Raw genomic sequence first — 13506 nt, forward strand, 5'->3', positions numbered from 1 at the left:
AACACCTGTGTTGCCCCCAACAGCGTTGAGGGATAGTTTAAGCGTTTACACAGTTTTATTTACAGTCTCTCACAAGGGGTTAAATATTATTCTTGGTGAAAGATGTGTAGATAGTGGCTCAACAAATAGCATTGGTAAAACCACTTTGTTAAGAGCTATTGATTTTTGTCTAGGTGGGGATGAAAAACCCTTTTATCAAGATAAGGAAAACAAAGAAGCAATAGACCAAAATGTATTTAATTTTTTTTATTATGTTGAGCCTATCTTTAAACTAGAATTAAAAAATAACTTGAATTCAAAGACGGCTTATAAAGTTATTTTTGAGAAAAGAATTAGTGGTTTCACCACTAAACACCCCAATAAACTAAAAGTTATAAACTTCATTAACGGCAATGAAGTCACAAATGATGAATACAATTATCAATTGAAAGAAATTCTATTCAACTATAATACTAACAAACCAACTTTTCGCCAGCTCATCAGCAAATTTATAAGGAAAGATGATCAACAAATTAACTATATACTTCGTTTCTTGCATCAAGCTACTTCAGATCTAGATTATGAAGTTATTCATTTTTTTCTATTTGGTTACCCAAACCCTATTGAGATTGAGAAAAAATTTCAATTAGAAAAAGAAGTTAGGCAACAAAAAAATGATATTAAAGTATTTGATAGAATTAAACCAGCTGGTTTAGATCAAGTTATTTTATTAACGCAAAAAGATCTCGATGAACTTATCAGAAAGCGGGATAATTTCAAAATCAATGAAAAATATAGTACCGAAGAAGATAGGCTGAATACCTATCAAAACCTTATCAATGATATTGATGAAAAAATTAGCGTAATTAATTTTGAAATTAATGCACTTAATGAGCGAAAAAATATTTTACTGAATAAAGAGTTTAATGACAATACAAATGCAATTTCATTAATTTATAATGAGGCCAACCTTTATAATTTAAATTTAGAAAAAAAGTTTGAAGAAACTGTTAATTTTCATAATAAAATGCTTCAAAATGAAATTGAGTATATTAACACTAGGGTCTCTGAACTTTACCAAGAAGAAAATGATCTTAATAACAAAAGATCTAAATTTTCTTTAGATTATTCTATAACTTTAGATAAATTAGCAAAATATGGGTCATTGGCTGAATACACAAAGCTGAACAATCAAATTAATGAGATGCAATCTAAATTAAGTAATGCACTTGCTTTGCATGAAAAATCAATTGATCTTAATAAGAAATTTGACTCTTTAAATATACAGTTAAAGAAACTTAATAGCTTAATTGAAAATAATATTAATATTATTCAAAATAATATAGGGATTTTTAATAAATACTTTTCTGAATATTGTAAAATCTTATTCAATCAAACATATTATCTTTCTGCAGATCCTAATGATAAAGGTATTCATAAATTCAAAATTAACTCCTTGGATCAAAATTTTGGTAGTGGGAAAAAACTATCTTTAGTTGTTGCTTTTGATCTAGCTTACTCTGCTTTTATCAAAGATGAAGCAATAAAGTTACCTTACCCAAGCTTTTCAACACAGGATAAAATTGAAATTATCGATATTCAAGAATTGTATAATTTAGCATCAATTGCTAAAGGATCCAATGGACAACTTATTTTCCCAATTATTGATGACAAATTTGCAGGTCTTAAAGATTTCAAAGAAAATGTAATTGTGAGGGTTTCGAAAAAAGATAGATTCTTTCGAATAGAGCAATACTTACCTCAAAGTATATATATCAAAAGTGCCTAATATATAGGTTTTGTATCTAGAGCTGTTATTAGCTTACCCAATACTCCCTCAACCCACCCCGTGTGGGTTTTCTTTTGTCTATTAAAGTATAAAAGTTTCCATAAAGAATAAAAAGTTTCTTTAAATAAACTTTCCTCTTGACTACAAAGTTTCCTTTGGTAAACTAAATCTCATACAGACAACAAAAAGCCCCAGCGTTGCAGTAACAACCTGGAGCTATGACCCACACCTAACCTGTGAGTAAGTGAATTATGAAACAAAAACCTATTCAGAGTCAAACGACTCAGATCCTCTTTCAAGAACCTACAGAAGAAGAGATGTACGGTAAACCGCGCTCAATCTTCGCTGACCTTTGCACTTTCCTCTTGCTGTTAAGCCTGCTCATTGGCTTGGTCGCCATGCTCCGCAGCTGTGCCGATGATACAGAAACTCAGGCAGTCCAAGCCCATACCTATAACGCGAAATTCTCTAAAACTGATTCTGCTTTAGTTCAGGTTGTGGAGACGCGTTAATGAATGCAGCCATAAATCCAGACAAAATTATTCCAATCCGGGCCAGCTCCCTGTCAGACCTGTTTGACTGTCCGGCACGCTGGGAAGCCAAGAATCTTTTAAACAAACGCACTCCAGCCGGTGCACGCACACGCTTAGGTACAGCAGTTCATGAAGCAGTAACCCAGTGGGACTATCTGAACCTGATCGGAGAAGACGTCACCTTGGAAGAATGCCGCGAGATCCTGCATCACCAGATCTGGCAGCCAGGTGAAGAAGTAGATTGGTCCGACCTGGATCAGAATGCTGCTGAGGCAATTGGTCATTCATTAGTGCAAAAGTACATTACTCATATTGCGCCAACCCAAAAATTTATAGGTGTAGAAGTGCGCTGTGAATCTCTCATCCTTGCTGATCTGGGCATTGAGCTTACAGGCACCATTGACCGCATCTATGAAAATAATGAGGGTGAACTGGGCATTGGTGACCTTAAATCTGGCAAGAATGCTGTTGCTTCAGACGGTACAGTCAAAACCGTAGGCCATACACCACAAATGGGGATTTATACCGTATTGGCCAGTCATGCACTGCAAGAACCGGTGCTGGCCCCTGCCCGTATCTATGGCCTGACTACCGGAAAAACAGATAAAGGTCAGCATGTCGGTATCGGTGAAATCGACTCACCTGCAGAGGTACTTCTAGGTACTGAAGAAGAACCTGGACTACTGCACCATGCAGCAAAACTCATTAAGCACGGCGTATTTTACGGCAACTCAAAATCAATGATGTGTCACGACAAATACTGCCCTGTTTATCACACCTGCAAATTTCGCAAATAATTTTTATAAGGATTAAAACAATGACTTCTCAAGTAATGACTGCTGAACAGATCCGTACCTCACGTCAGACTGCTGTAACAGCACCTAGACCCGTTGAAGTCAGTTTGACTTCACTGGAAGGTTTTGAACTGGCACAACGTATTGCCAAAATGCTTGCCGCCTCAACCATGGTACCGGAAGTTTACCGCGATACACTAAAGATCAAAGATGGTAAAGACCAGAATGGAAACTGGCTGTACCGTAGTGAACCTAATCCGAATGGTCTGGCCAACTGTGTCATTGCCCTGAATATGGCAAACCGCATGGGTGCCGATCCGCTGATGATTATGCAGAACCTTTATATTGTCGAAGGTCGTCCAGCCTGGTCATCACAATTCGTGATCGGGGCAATTAATACCTCTGGCAAGTACTCACCGCTGCGCTTTGAAATGCAAGACCGTGGTGAAGTGGAAGTGACCTACACCACCAAGGAATGGAAGTGGAATGAACGCGCCCGCAAGAGTCTGCCAGAAGAAAAAGTCCATACTGTCAAGCTACGCAATATCACCTGTAAAGCATGGGCCATTGAAACAGCTACAGGTGAGCGCCTTGAATCTGCTGAAATCTCAATGGAAATGGCAGTAAAAGAAGGCTGGTATCAAAAGAACGGATCTAAATGGCAAACCATGCCTGAACAGATGCTGCGTTATCGTGCTGCCTCATTCTTTGGCCGGATCTACGCACCAGAAGTGTTAATGGGTATCCGGACTCAGGAAGAAGAACAGGACGCCATTATTGATGTGACGCCAGAACCAGTACAGCAGACCTCACCGGTGACTACCTCTGACCTTAAGGCCAATGTCGTTAAAGAAGCACCTGTAGAACAGCAAGCCGAGCAACAGCTAGTTCAAGAAGAAAAGAAACCACGTACACGTAAACAGCCAAAAGTTGTTGAAGCTGAAGTTGTTGAAGCTGAAAATGTCCAGAATTCTACAGAGAATGAAGTTGTAGAGGCAGAGTTGACTGTGGAAGATCTTAAACGGCTACAGCAAGAAGCTGAGAACTTGATCCAGCAAAATAAAACATCAGAAACTGCTCAGGTCGATGTAAACAAGTCTGCTGAAATTAAAAAGAGCTATATGAAGACGCTCACCAGTACCGTTCAGGCCAGCTCTATTAATGGTTTAAAAAGTCAGATCGAGAAGGAAACTAAATTAACTGAGGTCGATAGAAATTACTTATTGGCTTACGTCAAACAGCGTCTTGATGAGCTCAATGTTTATCAGCAAGGACAGGCACCCGTAGACAAGATCAAGAGCACTTCTACCCGGGCAGGACTGGAACGAATGATTGCAGATACTCAGGATGTGCATCAGCTAGAGACTGAAACAGCTCAGAGTATTAAAAACCATAAGGCCAAAATGACGGTGGAAGATTATAACGACCTGTTGAGTCTCTACGCACAGCGCAAAGAAGTGCTGTCACAGCAGGATATTTTCGCTGATGCGGTAAGTCTGGTGGATTCCTATATAGCCCATATTGATGCTGCCCAAAATGTAGACCGTCTGAATGACATCATGAGTGATCCGGCAATCAATAGCCTTCCAGACGATGATACGGCGCGGATCAATGAAGCTTATGACCGTCGCTATGCAGAGATCAGTGAATAAGGGCCATGCCGCCCTATGGGGTGGCAAATTCCATAATAGATATACGGCGGTATCACTATGAAATACACATACTCATCTATTACCCGCACCCTGACTGTCTTTGGCTGCAAGATGGATCATATCTTTACCAATGTGGGCCTGTTTGAAATTGAAGCTCTTATCACTAACGCAAAATTTAAAGAAGCCAACTGGAGAATGTAATGAATTCAGCAGCTGATCTAAAACGTTACAACAGTAAAAATGCTTTGGATAAAGCCAAGCAAAAAATAATCAGTGCACTAAATGATGCACCTACCGGCCTGCAAATCGCACAGATAATGACGATTTGCCAGTTAAGTAATAAAACTGTACGTGAAGTTCTGACTGATATTTCAGCCTATAAAGAAGATGAAGCCTGGTATTTACCTAAGGCTCTCAAAACCAAAAATGCAGAACCAAAGATGGATACAACGGAACAGATTGCTAAGCATCAGACTCTGGATGATTTAACCCCTAAGGCTTCAGTTGTTAAACGAGAAACTCAGGAGGTTGCACCTGAATCTTTAAGTAAGACCCAAAAGTCCTATAGCGAATTTTCTGAAAGTGAATTACGTCAGATTCCATTACAGATGAGCCGTTGTACAGCCGTCATTGTTCAGTGGGAATGCTTAGGCTTGAAAAAAATGCTGGATATCTCAGGTGCTGATAGGGATTACCTTTTTCATCATGCTCAAGAGCTAGTTCAACGTTCAATGAATGCAAAAGTACAAGAAGCTGCTGAGTGTTTTTTAAAAAGCGTAGCTGCAGCTGAAGCATTTAAAGTTATGGCCGGTACATCTAAGGAAGAAGCCAAGCCAATAGTCGAAGAACAGGCAATAGTGAAACCTCTAAAAAGTTCTGAGCCAGAAAATATATCTTCACCTAAAACTGAGCCTTTAATCACTAAAGAAGATCAGCCTTTTTCTTTAGAAAACTGTAAACAGATGATCAGTACCGTAGTAACCAGACGTAGTGACCTATGCCTCAGCTTTGAACAGCTCATTGCTCTTTTACAGCAGACATTTGGTCTTGATGAGATTGAATGGAATATCAGGAGCAACAAGATTCTGAGTGTTCAGTTATCAAAATATGAAGTTGTTAGCTAAGACCTACTTCTCTACTTAAATAAATAAGTAGAGAAGTTTTAAGACTTAATTTTCTATTTTAATAAAATATTGGTAGTGAAATGGATATTAAAGAAGTTAGAACACACCACATTCCGGCCAAAGACAAGGTCACATCTATTGATGTGTTTTTGGTGTGGTATGGCGAGCAGGCATATCAAATCACAATCAGATGCTATGACCACGCTTGGACAGCATATCGCGGAAGCTGTGGCCATGATCGTATTGAAGATTATTTCACAGATATCTGGTTTGAACGCGGTTATCAAGAACACTTAGTAAACCTATTTCTACGGGGTTCTCGACATACAAAGTCAGAAGAAAAATGGTTGCATCAAATTATCCGAAATATGTGTGAACACTTTAAGAAGGAAGCGGTGTGATGGATATTCAGAAAGAAAGAGAAGCTCATGAAAAACACCTCCTCTCACAAGGAGTTAATTTCAAATATTTACCAAATATTCAATATAACGAATTGGAAAATATTTATGAACTAATTGAATGGGATGAAGAGTACCGTGAAGCTCTAAATGAAATTAATTCGAGCTGGTGTACATGGCAAGCAAGAGCCCAAGCGGTGCCGAATTGGATTGATTACGAAAAACAATCACCGCACATCAATGGACGTTATCTAATTTTTATCGAAGGTGAGCAGATAGCGGCTGACTGGGAAAATCATTTTGGTTTTTCTTGCCCTATTAGCGGTGAAGCATTAATTCAGGAAAAAATTACTCACTGGTCTGCGCTAGGTGAAGATCCAAAGGAGCCAGGCAATGAGTGATATCCAGCAAACAAATATTGCTGTGGCCAACTTCATTATTGACGAGCTGCACAAGGACAAGCCCTTTAACTTGATGCTTGAACAGCAACAAGCTGATGTTTTCTTTTTAGCAGTAGAGGGATATGAGGGAGATTTACGACTATCTATCTCCCATAAATCCGGCATAACAACCATTCAAGTTGATGACGGAAATGCTGACGCTATTTACCAAATGCTTTCCAGCTATATCGCAAAGCATGAGCAATCTAGAAACACTATTGATAGCTTTATTAATGACGGTGGTTTTGACCAAGCATTTAAAGATGTATTTGGCTTGCCCGATTCAGTAAAGCAGAGTTTAAAGGAGGTGTCATGATGCGAGCAGAATCTGAAAACAACTTGCTCGAAGCCATTTTTAATGAAATGCAAGAGATTAAAAAGGCTTTTCATGCTGATGAAGATCGTCTTTTAAAAACAAGTGAAGTGGCAAAAATGACCGGAATAACCAGAGCTTCTATCATTAAAATGGTTGAAGACGGGAGCTTTCCCGAGCCGGATTGGGTGAGTGAAAGTGGCTATAAGCGCTGGTGGAAGTCCACTATTTATACATTCTTTAATAAGAAACAAGCCCTCGCATCATGAGGGCTTTATTTCCGTAAACTTTTTGTCTCTTGATGCAATAAATTGAGCTTTAAGTTCATCGCAATAATCTGACCATCTTTGCATCATCACACGTCTTTTATCTAAGTGCTTAGTCCGGTTATATGCCCTGCCGTGCATATCACGCACCTGGTGTGCAAGCTGCTGTTCAATAATATCCAGTGGAAACTCCAGAACCTCATCTAATAATGTCCGGGCAATTGCTCTAAAGCCGTGGCCAGTCATATCCTCTTTACCATATCCCATACGGCGCAATGCCATATTAATAGACATATCAGAAATTGGCCGATGCTTGTCAGAGCGTGAAGGAAAAACAAAGTCTGAATTATTCGTAAAATTATGAGCTTCTTTTAGAATTGCTATAGCCTGTTTAGATAAAGGAACAATATGGTCCAGTCCAGTTTTCGCAGATGTTTTTGACGGCGTATAAGACCAGGTAGCCGTCTCAAAATTAATATCAGACCACTTGGCATTGCGTAGTTCGCCAATGCGGACAAATACTAATGGTGCCAGTTGCAATGCAAGCTTTACGTGGACCAGTTGTGATTCATAATGATCTATATCAAAAAGCAAACGCGCAAAATCAAAGGGATCTGTTAATGCTGAATAGTGATTTTTTTCTCTCTGGGTAATGGTACCTGCCAGATCTTGAGCAACATCACGCTCACACAGACCCATTTTCACTGCAAAGCGAAAAACCTGAGAGGCTTTAGATCTGATCCGCATTGCAGATTCAATATGCCCCTTGTTCTCATCTTTCTCAATTACTTTGGCCAGATCCCGTGGAGTAATATCTGAAATCGGCATATTGCCAATATCCCGATAAAGTTTTTCAAATATACCGTCATTTCTCTTTACAGTAGCTTCGGCCAGACGTTGTTTACTTTTATATAGCTCAGCAACAGATTTAAAAGTTGCCTGTTGTTTTAATCTTTCTTTTTCCTCAACACCCTGCTTTTCTACCTGAGGATCTTTTCCTTCAGTCAGTAACGCCCTGAACTGATCCCGATATTCACGTGCTTTGGCCAGTGACATCGCTGGGTAATTTCCGACAGTCATCGTATTTCTTTTTTTAGAAATTGGGCGGGTGTAATCAAAACGCCACATGACAGTACCATTTTTTCGAATTAGAAGATTCAGACCTGCACCGTCACTTAGCCGAATATCCTTCTGTAACCCGTTGGGATTATTACTTTTTATATCACGGAGAAATGCTTTGATTTTGCTGTCTGTCAGCGAAATTACTTGTTTTGGCATTTTTTTGCGTTACACCTGTGAGTACAAACTTAGTTGTAACGCATCCTGTAATGCATTAATGCGTTACAACTTTAAAAAGGTTTATACAACTTTATACAGGTTTATTATTAGATGTCTATTATAAACAATAGGTTTATACAACTTTTGACAGGTTTGAACATAGAATTTGGTGCGCTCGGCGGGAATCGAACCCACGACCCCAGGCTTCGGAAACCTGTACTCTATCCAACTGAGCTACGAACGCGCGATGCACATCATAACAAAAAAATGAGCAAGGTAAAGTACATAAATGCAGATAAACACCACTGATGCTTACGCTTTAAGCAAATTTTAATCTCTAGCTTGCCGATTACCATTAATGTACTTGGTTTATTGAAGCAGATCGCTCAGAATATCTTTTCTATTCACCATGCGAGAAATTCATGACTGATGCATTGACGCTAAGGGATTTGTCCAAAACCTATCAAAATGGTTTTCAAGCTCTCAAAGGAATTAATCTGACTGTACCGGAAGGAGAGTTCTATGCACTTTTAGGGCCCAATGGTGCAGGCAAGTCTACAACGATCAGTATCATCAGCTCACTGGCTAAAAAAACCTCCGGAACTGTAGAAATCTTTGGCTACAATTTAGACATCCATCCTTCTGAGGCCAAACAATGCCTAGGAGTCGTGCCACAAGAGTTCAACTTCGGTCATTTTGAAAAAACCTTTGATATTCTGGTCACTCAAGCTGGCTATTACGGTATTCCTAAAAAGCTGGCAGAACAACGGGCAGAACAATATCTGGAAAAGCTTGGCCTTTGGGACAAGCGTCATGTTCAGGCCCGTATGCTTTCTGGTGGTATGAAACGCCGTCTCATGATTGCACGAGCCATGATGCATGAACCAAAGTTACTTATTCTGGATGAGCCCACTGCTGGGGTCGATATCGAACTGCGCCGTTCAATGTGGGATTTCCTGACAGAAATGAATGCCAAGGGTACCTCAATTATTCTGACAACTCATTATCTGGAAGAAGCCGAGATGCTCTGTCGCCGGATCGCGATTATTGATCGTGGCGTAATTAAAGAAGATACCACTATGAAGGATTTTCTTAATCAATTAAATGAGGAATCCTTCATTTTTGATCTGGCTGAACCTATTGAACCTTTGCATCTGAATATTATTGGCGTTAATTTTAATCTGATTGATCCAATGACTCTAGAAGTAACAATGGATAAAGCCCATTCTTTAAATGATCTGTTTCAGCTCATGCAGGCACAGAATATTCAGGTACGCAGTATGCGCAACAAATCGAACCGTCTCGAAGAGCTTTTCGTAAAAATGGTCGAAAAAAATCTGGATGGAGCGACAACATGAAACTAGGTCAATTACAAACTGCACTTGGAACTTTAGTTCGCAAAGAAATCCGACGTTTCATGCGGATCTGGCCCCAGACCTTGCTTCCACCTGCGATCACTATGAGCCTTTATTTTGTAATCTTTGGCAATCTGGTCGGTTCACGTATTGGAGAGATGGGCGGCGTAAGCTATATGCAGTTTATTGTCCCCGGCCTGATTATGATGGCGGTAATTACTAATAGTTATGCCAATGTATCCAGTAGTTTTTTTAGTGCCAAGTTTCAAAAAAGTATTGAAGAACTCATTATGAGTCCAATGCCTCTGCATTTGATTTTATGGGGCTATGTGATTGGCGGAGTATGTCGCGGTGTACTGGTTGGTATTATAGTGACAGCGATGAGTCTGTTTTTTACTGATCTGCATATCACTAACTGGTTTGTGACCATATTTACCGTGATTGTTACCTCCCTGCTCTTCTCTCTGGGCGGTTTTATCAATGCTGTTTATGCTAAATCTTTCGATGATATTTCAATTATCCCAACATTTGTATTAACACCACTTACCTACTTAGGGGGAGTGTTCTATGCGATCAGTTCATTAAGCCCATTTTGGCAGAACCTCTCTCTGATCAATCCGATCGTATATATGGTGAATGCTTTCCGTTTCGGAATTTTAGGCCATAGTGATGTAAACGTTTCAGTTTCTCTTGTGGTAGTTACATTATTCTGCGCAGTGTTTTATGGCATTGCATACTATCTATTGTCTCGTGGTTCAGGAATGCGTGAATGAGTGTAGAGCAGTCTTTATTGGGTAAAGACACCAGTTATCCAAACCAGTATCAACCTGATATTCTTTTTCCTATTGCACGCGCGCAGTCTCGCGCTGACTATGCCCATATAGAAGGTATTCAGCAAGGTAAAGACTGGTGGCATATTTTTGAAATTTCATGGTTAAACAGCCACGGTATACCACAAGTCGCTATTGGACGTATGAGCTTACCCGCTTCTTCGCCTCATCTTATTGAATCCAAATCTTTAAAACTCTACTTTAACAGCCTGAATTTTCATCGGTTTGAAACTCGGGCTATTTTCATAGAGATTGTAGAGAAAGATTTATCTCAGGCTGCAGGTGCAGCAGTAAAACTAGAGCTCTTTCAGGTGGATGCCCTTGAAATTAGTCAACCGCAGGGTATCTGCATTGATGATTTGACACCCCAGCAGTTGAAGAATCATCCGGATGCAGGTTTGCTGCAATATGCAGATGACCATGAAGAAGGAGAAATCCAGCTATATTCGCATCTGCTACGCAGTAACTGTCCAGTGACTGGCCAGCCAGATTGGGGAACGGTTTTTATTCGCTATCAAGGTAAAAAACCTTGTTATCGTAGTGTGTTAGCTTATATTATTTCTTACCGTCAACATAATGGCTTTCATGAACAATGTGTGGAGCAAATGTTTGCAGATATATGGCAACATTTACAGCCGGAAAAGTTGATGGTGTATGCAACTTATACACGACGTGGTGGGCTGGATATTAATCCATGTCGTGTATCAGATTTAACCTGGATGCCAAACCCGATCCGATTGGCGCGACAATAAAACGAAAAATACCGAGGTTTTAATCATGCCATTTTTTGGTTTTACCCCGTCTGAGTCTTTACTGAACAATCTTCAGACATCAGTTGAAAAAAAGAATTCAAAGGAGCCGCTTTATCCTCTTCGGGATAAAATCGCTTTACAAATCAATGATGAAATTATTGATGCTATTTTAACCGAACTGGTACGCCGTTTCCCTGCCAGTGACAAACGTGATACAGCAGAGAAACTTGCAGGTTATATTAAGTCAACTGTGGCTGTCTTATTGAAACAACTATTAAATAAAGCACCAAATGAAGTAGTTCAGCAGTCAATTGAATTCTCTGAACGTAGCATGTTTAAAGGTCCGGATAACCAATATAGAGTAGGTGAACCACTGGATGCCAGTCTGGTCACTAACCTTAAGCATAATTTTGCTGAAATTAAGGCGGGCAATAAAGTAGACCGTGCAGTGCTGGCCGAGCTTTATAAACAGTTCGGTGACGCAACCATCCGTCACTTTATGAGCGATTTCAACAAAACACTTGATCTGGGCATGATTAAACGTAAAGCTGCTAATATCGGAGCGGCAGCGGTCACTAAAGCAGTGCATATCGCTATCGACAAGCTTATCCCAAATCTGACTAAAGATGAGTTAATGGTACTTGCAGAATATCACGATACTTTATTCTTCCATTAATATTTAACTTATTCATCAGTTTATATTAAGACTGATCAGATAGTCTTGAGATTAAAATATCAGAATCGGAAACCTGGCTAATGCCAGGTTTTTTTATTGCAAAGTTTGCATAGCGATTGTCTTGTGCAAGCTTTGTGTTAGCATGCGGCATGCATTAATTTAGCCTGTTTTCAAACCTACATGTCTCCAAGCTCTCAATATAAATTCCTGCGTCAAGCTCCTCGTGATGGGCTGAGTACAGCCATGCAACCGTCTCGCTGGCAGCGGCTGCATATTGATCCGTGGTTATGCCTTTTTCTGTTTCTCAATGCCTTATTAGGCTTAACTGTACTATATAGTGCTTCTGCGCAAGATGTTGGTCTAGTTAGCAAGCAGGCCATGAGCTTCGGTATTGGCTTTATTGTCATGTTTACACTTGCCCAGATTCCGCCCAAGGTTTATCAGGCGTTTTCGCCATATTTTTATATCTTTGGTGTATTAGCGCTGTTATCAGTCATGATATTTGGCGAAGTGCGCATGGGTGCACAGCGCTGGATTGATATTCCTGGTTTTGGCAGTGTACAGCCCAGCGAGTTTATGAAGATTGGTATGCCAATGATGATTGCCTGGTTTTTATCACGCCATCCTCTTCCTCCAAGCTTTAAAAACGTCATTATTTCTCTGGTTCTTATTATTGTTCCATTTTTACTCATTGCAGAGCAGCCAGATTTAGGGACATCATTACTGATTCTTGCCAGCGGTCTCTTTGTCCTGTTTTTAAGTGGCCTCTCCTGGAAGCTCATTGGAGCTGCTATAGGCCTCATGTGCATGATTATTCCCCTAGCATGGCAGTTTCTTCTGCATGACTATCAGCGGCAACGTGTACTCACCTTGCTGAATCCGGAAGCAGACGCTTTAGGAACAGGCTGGAATATTATCCAATCTAAAACAGCAATTGGTTCAGGTGGATTTTTTGGTAAGGGCTTTTTACAAGGTACCCAGTCCCATTTACATTTTTTACCTGAAGGCCATACTGATTTTATTATTGCAGCTTATTCTGAAGAGTTTGGTTTAATTGGAGTTCTCATCCTTATTACTCTTTATTTTGCGATTATTTTCAGGGTATTACAGATCGGCCTCAACTGTTTTCATAATTATGGACGTCTTGTAGCCGGAACACTGGGTTTGTCATTTTTTGTTTATGTGTTTGTTAATGCCGGCATGGTCAGTGGTATTTTACCTGTAGTTGGCGTACCTCTACCTTTTATGAGTTATGGTGGTACCGCCATCATTACTTTAATGGCCACTTTTGGTTTGGTCATGTCTATTCATACGCATCGATAGTTGA

At 39.9% G+C, this 13506-nt stretch carries 16 protein-coding genes and 1 tRNA gene; 15 read left to right on the forward strand and 2 right to left on the reverse strand.

Annotation, left to right across the window (positions count from 1 at the left end):
• Positions 1–7: 7 nt before the first annotated feature.
• The 10 genes from ACRAD_RS09320 (at position 8) to ACRAD_RS09360 (ending at position 7291) form a co-directional block, all read left to right on the forward strand.
• Positions 8–1768, forward strand: a complete 1761-nt coding sequence (locus ACRAD_RS09320; RefSeq protein WP_005026895.1) for an AAA family ATPase — start codon at positions 8–10, stop codon at positions 1766–1768.
• Between the two features lie 317 nt (positions 1769–2085).
• Positions 2086–2280 (forward strand): hypothetical protein, encoded by a 195-nt coding sequence (locus tag ACRAD_RS09325; RefSeq protein WP_227548688.1) that lies wholly within the window; start codon positions 2086–2088, stop codon positions 2278–2280.
• Positions 2280–3098 (forward strand): RecB family exonuclease, encoded by an 819-nt coding sequence (locus ACRAD_RS09330; protein ID WP_005026899.1) that lies wholly within the window; start codon positions 2280–2282, stop codon positions 3096–3098. The genes ACRAD_RS09325 and ACRAD_RS09330 overlap by 1 nt, the downstream gene beginning before the upstream one ends.
• Positions 3099–3118: 20 nt before the next feature.
• Positions 3119–4747: a recombinase RecT gene (locus tag ACRAD_RS09335; protein ID WP_005026901.1), complete on the forward strand. Its 1629-nt coding sequence runs from the start codon at positions 3119–3121 to the stop codon at positions 4745–4747.
• A gap of 57 nt (positions 4748–4804) precedes the next feature.
• Positions 4805–4948, forward strand: a complete 144-nt coding sequence (locus ACRAD_RS16475; protein ID WP_005026903.1) for a hypothetical protein — start codon at positions 4805–4807, stop codon at positions 4946–4948.
• Positions 4948–5871, forward strand: coding sequence for a hypothetical protein (locus ACRAD_RS09340; protein WP_005026905.1), 924 nt, complete (start codon positions 4948–4950; stop codon positions 5869–5871). The genes ACRAD_RS16475 and ACRAD_RS09340 overlap by 1 nt, the downstream gene beginning before the upstream one ends.
• 80 nt (positions 5872–5951) lie before the next feature.
• Positions 5952–6272, forward strand: coding sequence for a hypothetical protein (locus ACRAD_RS09345; RefSeq protein WP_005026907.1), 321 nt, complete (start codon positions 5952–5954; stop codon positions 6270–6272).
• Positions 6272–6670: a hypothetical protein gene (locus ACRAD_RS09350; RefSeq protein ID WP_005026910.1), complete on the forward strand. Its 399-nt coding sequence runs from the start codon at positions 6272–6274 to the stop codon at positions 6668–6670. The genes ACRAD_RS09345 and ACRAD_RS09350 overlap by 1 nt, the downstream gene beginning before the upstream one ends.
• Positions 6663–7025 carry a hypothetical protein gene (locus tag ACRAD_RS09355; protein ID WP_005026912.1) on the forward strand — a complete coding sequence of 121 codons (363 nt, stop codon included), beginning with the start codon at positions 6663–6665 and terminating at the stop codon, positions 7023–7025. The genes ACRAD_RS09350 and ACRAD_RS09355 overlap by 8 nt, the downstream gene beginning before the upstream one ends.
• Entirely contained in the window at positions 7022–7291 is a 270-nt protein-coding gene (locus ACRAD_RS09360) for a helix-turn-helix transcriptional regulator (RefSeq protein ID WP_005026915.1), read from the forward strand. Before ACRAD_RS09355 ends, ACRAD_RS09360 begins: the two co-directional genes overlap by 4 nt.
• Here the strand turns inward: ACRAD_RS09360 and ACRAD_RS09365 are convergent.
• Entirely contained in the window at positions 7286–8566 is a 1281-nt protein-coding gene (locus ACRAD_RS09365; protein WP_005026917.1) for a tyrosine-type recombinase/integrase, read from the reverse strand. The genes ACRAD_RS09360 and ACRAD_RS09365 overlap by 6 nt on opposite strands.
• A 167-nt stretch (positions 8567–8733) precedes the next feature.
• Positions 8734–8810: transfer RNA gene (locus ACRAD_RS09370), tRNA-Arg, on the reverse strand.
• 178 nt (positions 8811–8988) lie between these two features.
• Between ACRAD_RS09370 and ACRAD_RS09375 the strand changes: the two genes are divergently transcribed.
• The 5 genes from ACRAD_RS09375 (at position 8989) to rodA (ending at position 13502) form a co-directional block, all read left to right on the forward strand.
• Positions 8989–9924 carry an ABC transporter ATP-binding protein gene (locus ACRAD_RS09375; RefSeq protein ID WP_005026918.1) on the forward strand — a complete coding sequence of 312 codons (936 nt, stop codon included), beginning with the start codon at positions 8989–8991 and terminating at the stop codon, positions 9922–9924.
• Positions 9921–10694 (forward strand): ABC transporter permease, encoded by a 774-nt coding sequence (locus tag ACRAD_RS09380; protein WP_005026920.1) that lies wholly within the window; start codon positions 9921–9923, stop codon positions 10692–10694. The genes ACRAD_RS09375 and ACRAD_RS09380 overlap by 4 nt, the downstream gene beginning before the upstream one ends.
• Positions 10691–11503, forward strand: a complete 813-nt coding sequence (gene queF / locus ACRAD_RS09385; RefSeq protein WP_005026922.1) for an NADPH-dependent 7-cyano-7-deazaguanine reductase QueF — start codon at positions 10691–10693, stop codon at positions 11501–11503. The genes ACRAD_RS09380 and queF overlap by 4 nt, the downstream gene beginning before the upstream one ends.
• A 25-nt stretch (positions 11504–11528) precedes the next feature.
• Positions 11529–12179, forward strand: a complete 651-nt coding sequence (locus tag ACRAD_RS09390; protein ID WP_005026924.1) for a hypothetical protein — start codon at positions 11529–11531, stop codon at positions 12177–12179.
• Between the two features lie 180 nt (positions 12180–12359).
• The gene (rodA, locus tag ACRAD_RS09395) at positions 12360–13502 is read left to right on the forward strand and encodes a rod shape-determining protein RodA (RefSeq protein ID WP_005019443.1); all 1143 of its coding nucleotides are present in this window, start codon (positions 12360–12362) and stop codon (positions 13500–13502) included.
• Positions 13503–13506 lie beyond the last annotated feature (4 nt).

This window comes from Acinetobacter radioresistens DSM 6976 = NBRC 102413 = CIP 103788 (genome assembly GCF_006757745.1).
Lineage (GTDB): Bacteria > Pseudomonadota > Gammaproteobacteria > Pseudomonadales > Moraxellaceae > Acinetobacter > Acinetobacter radioresistens.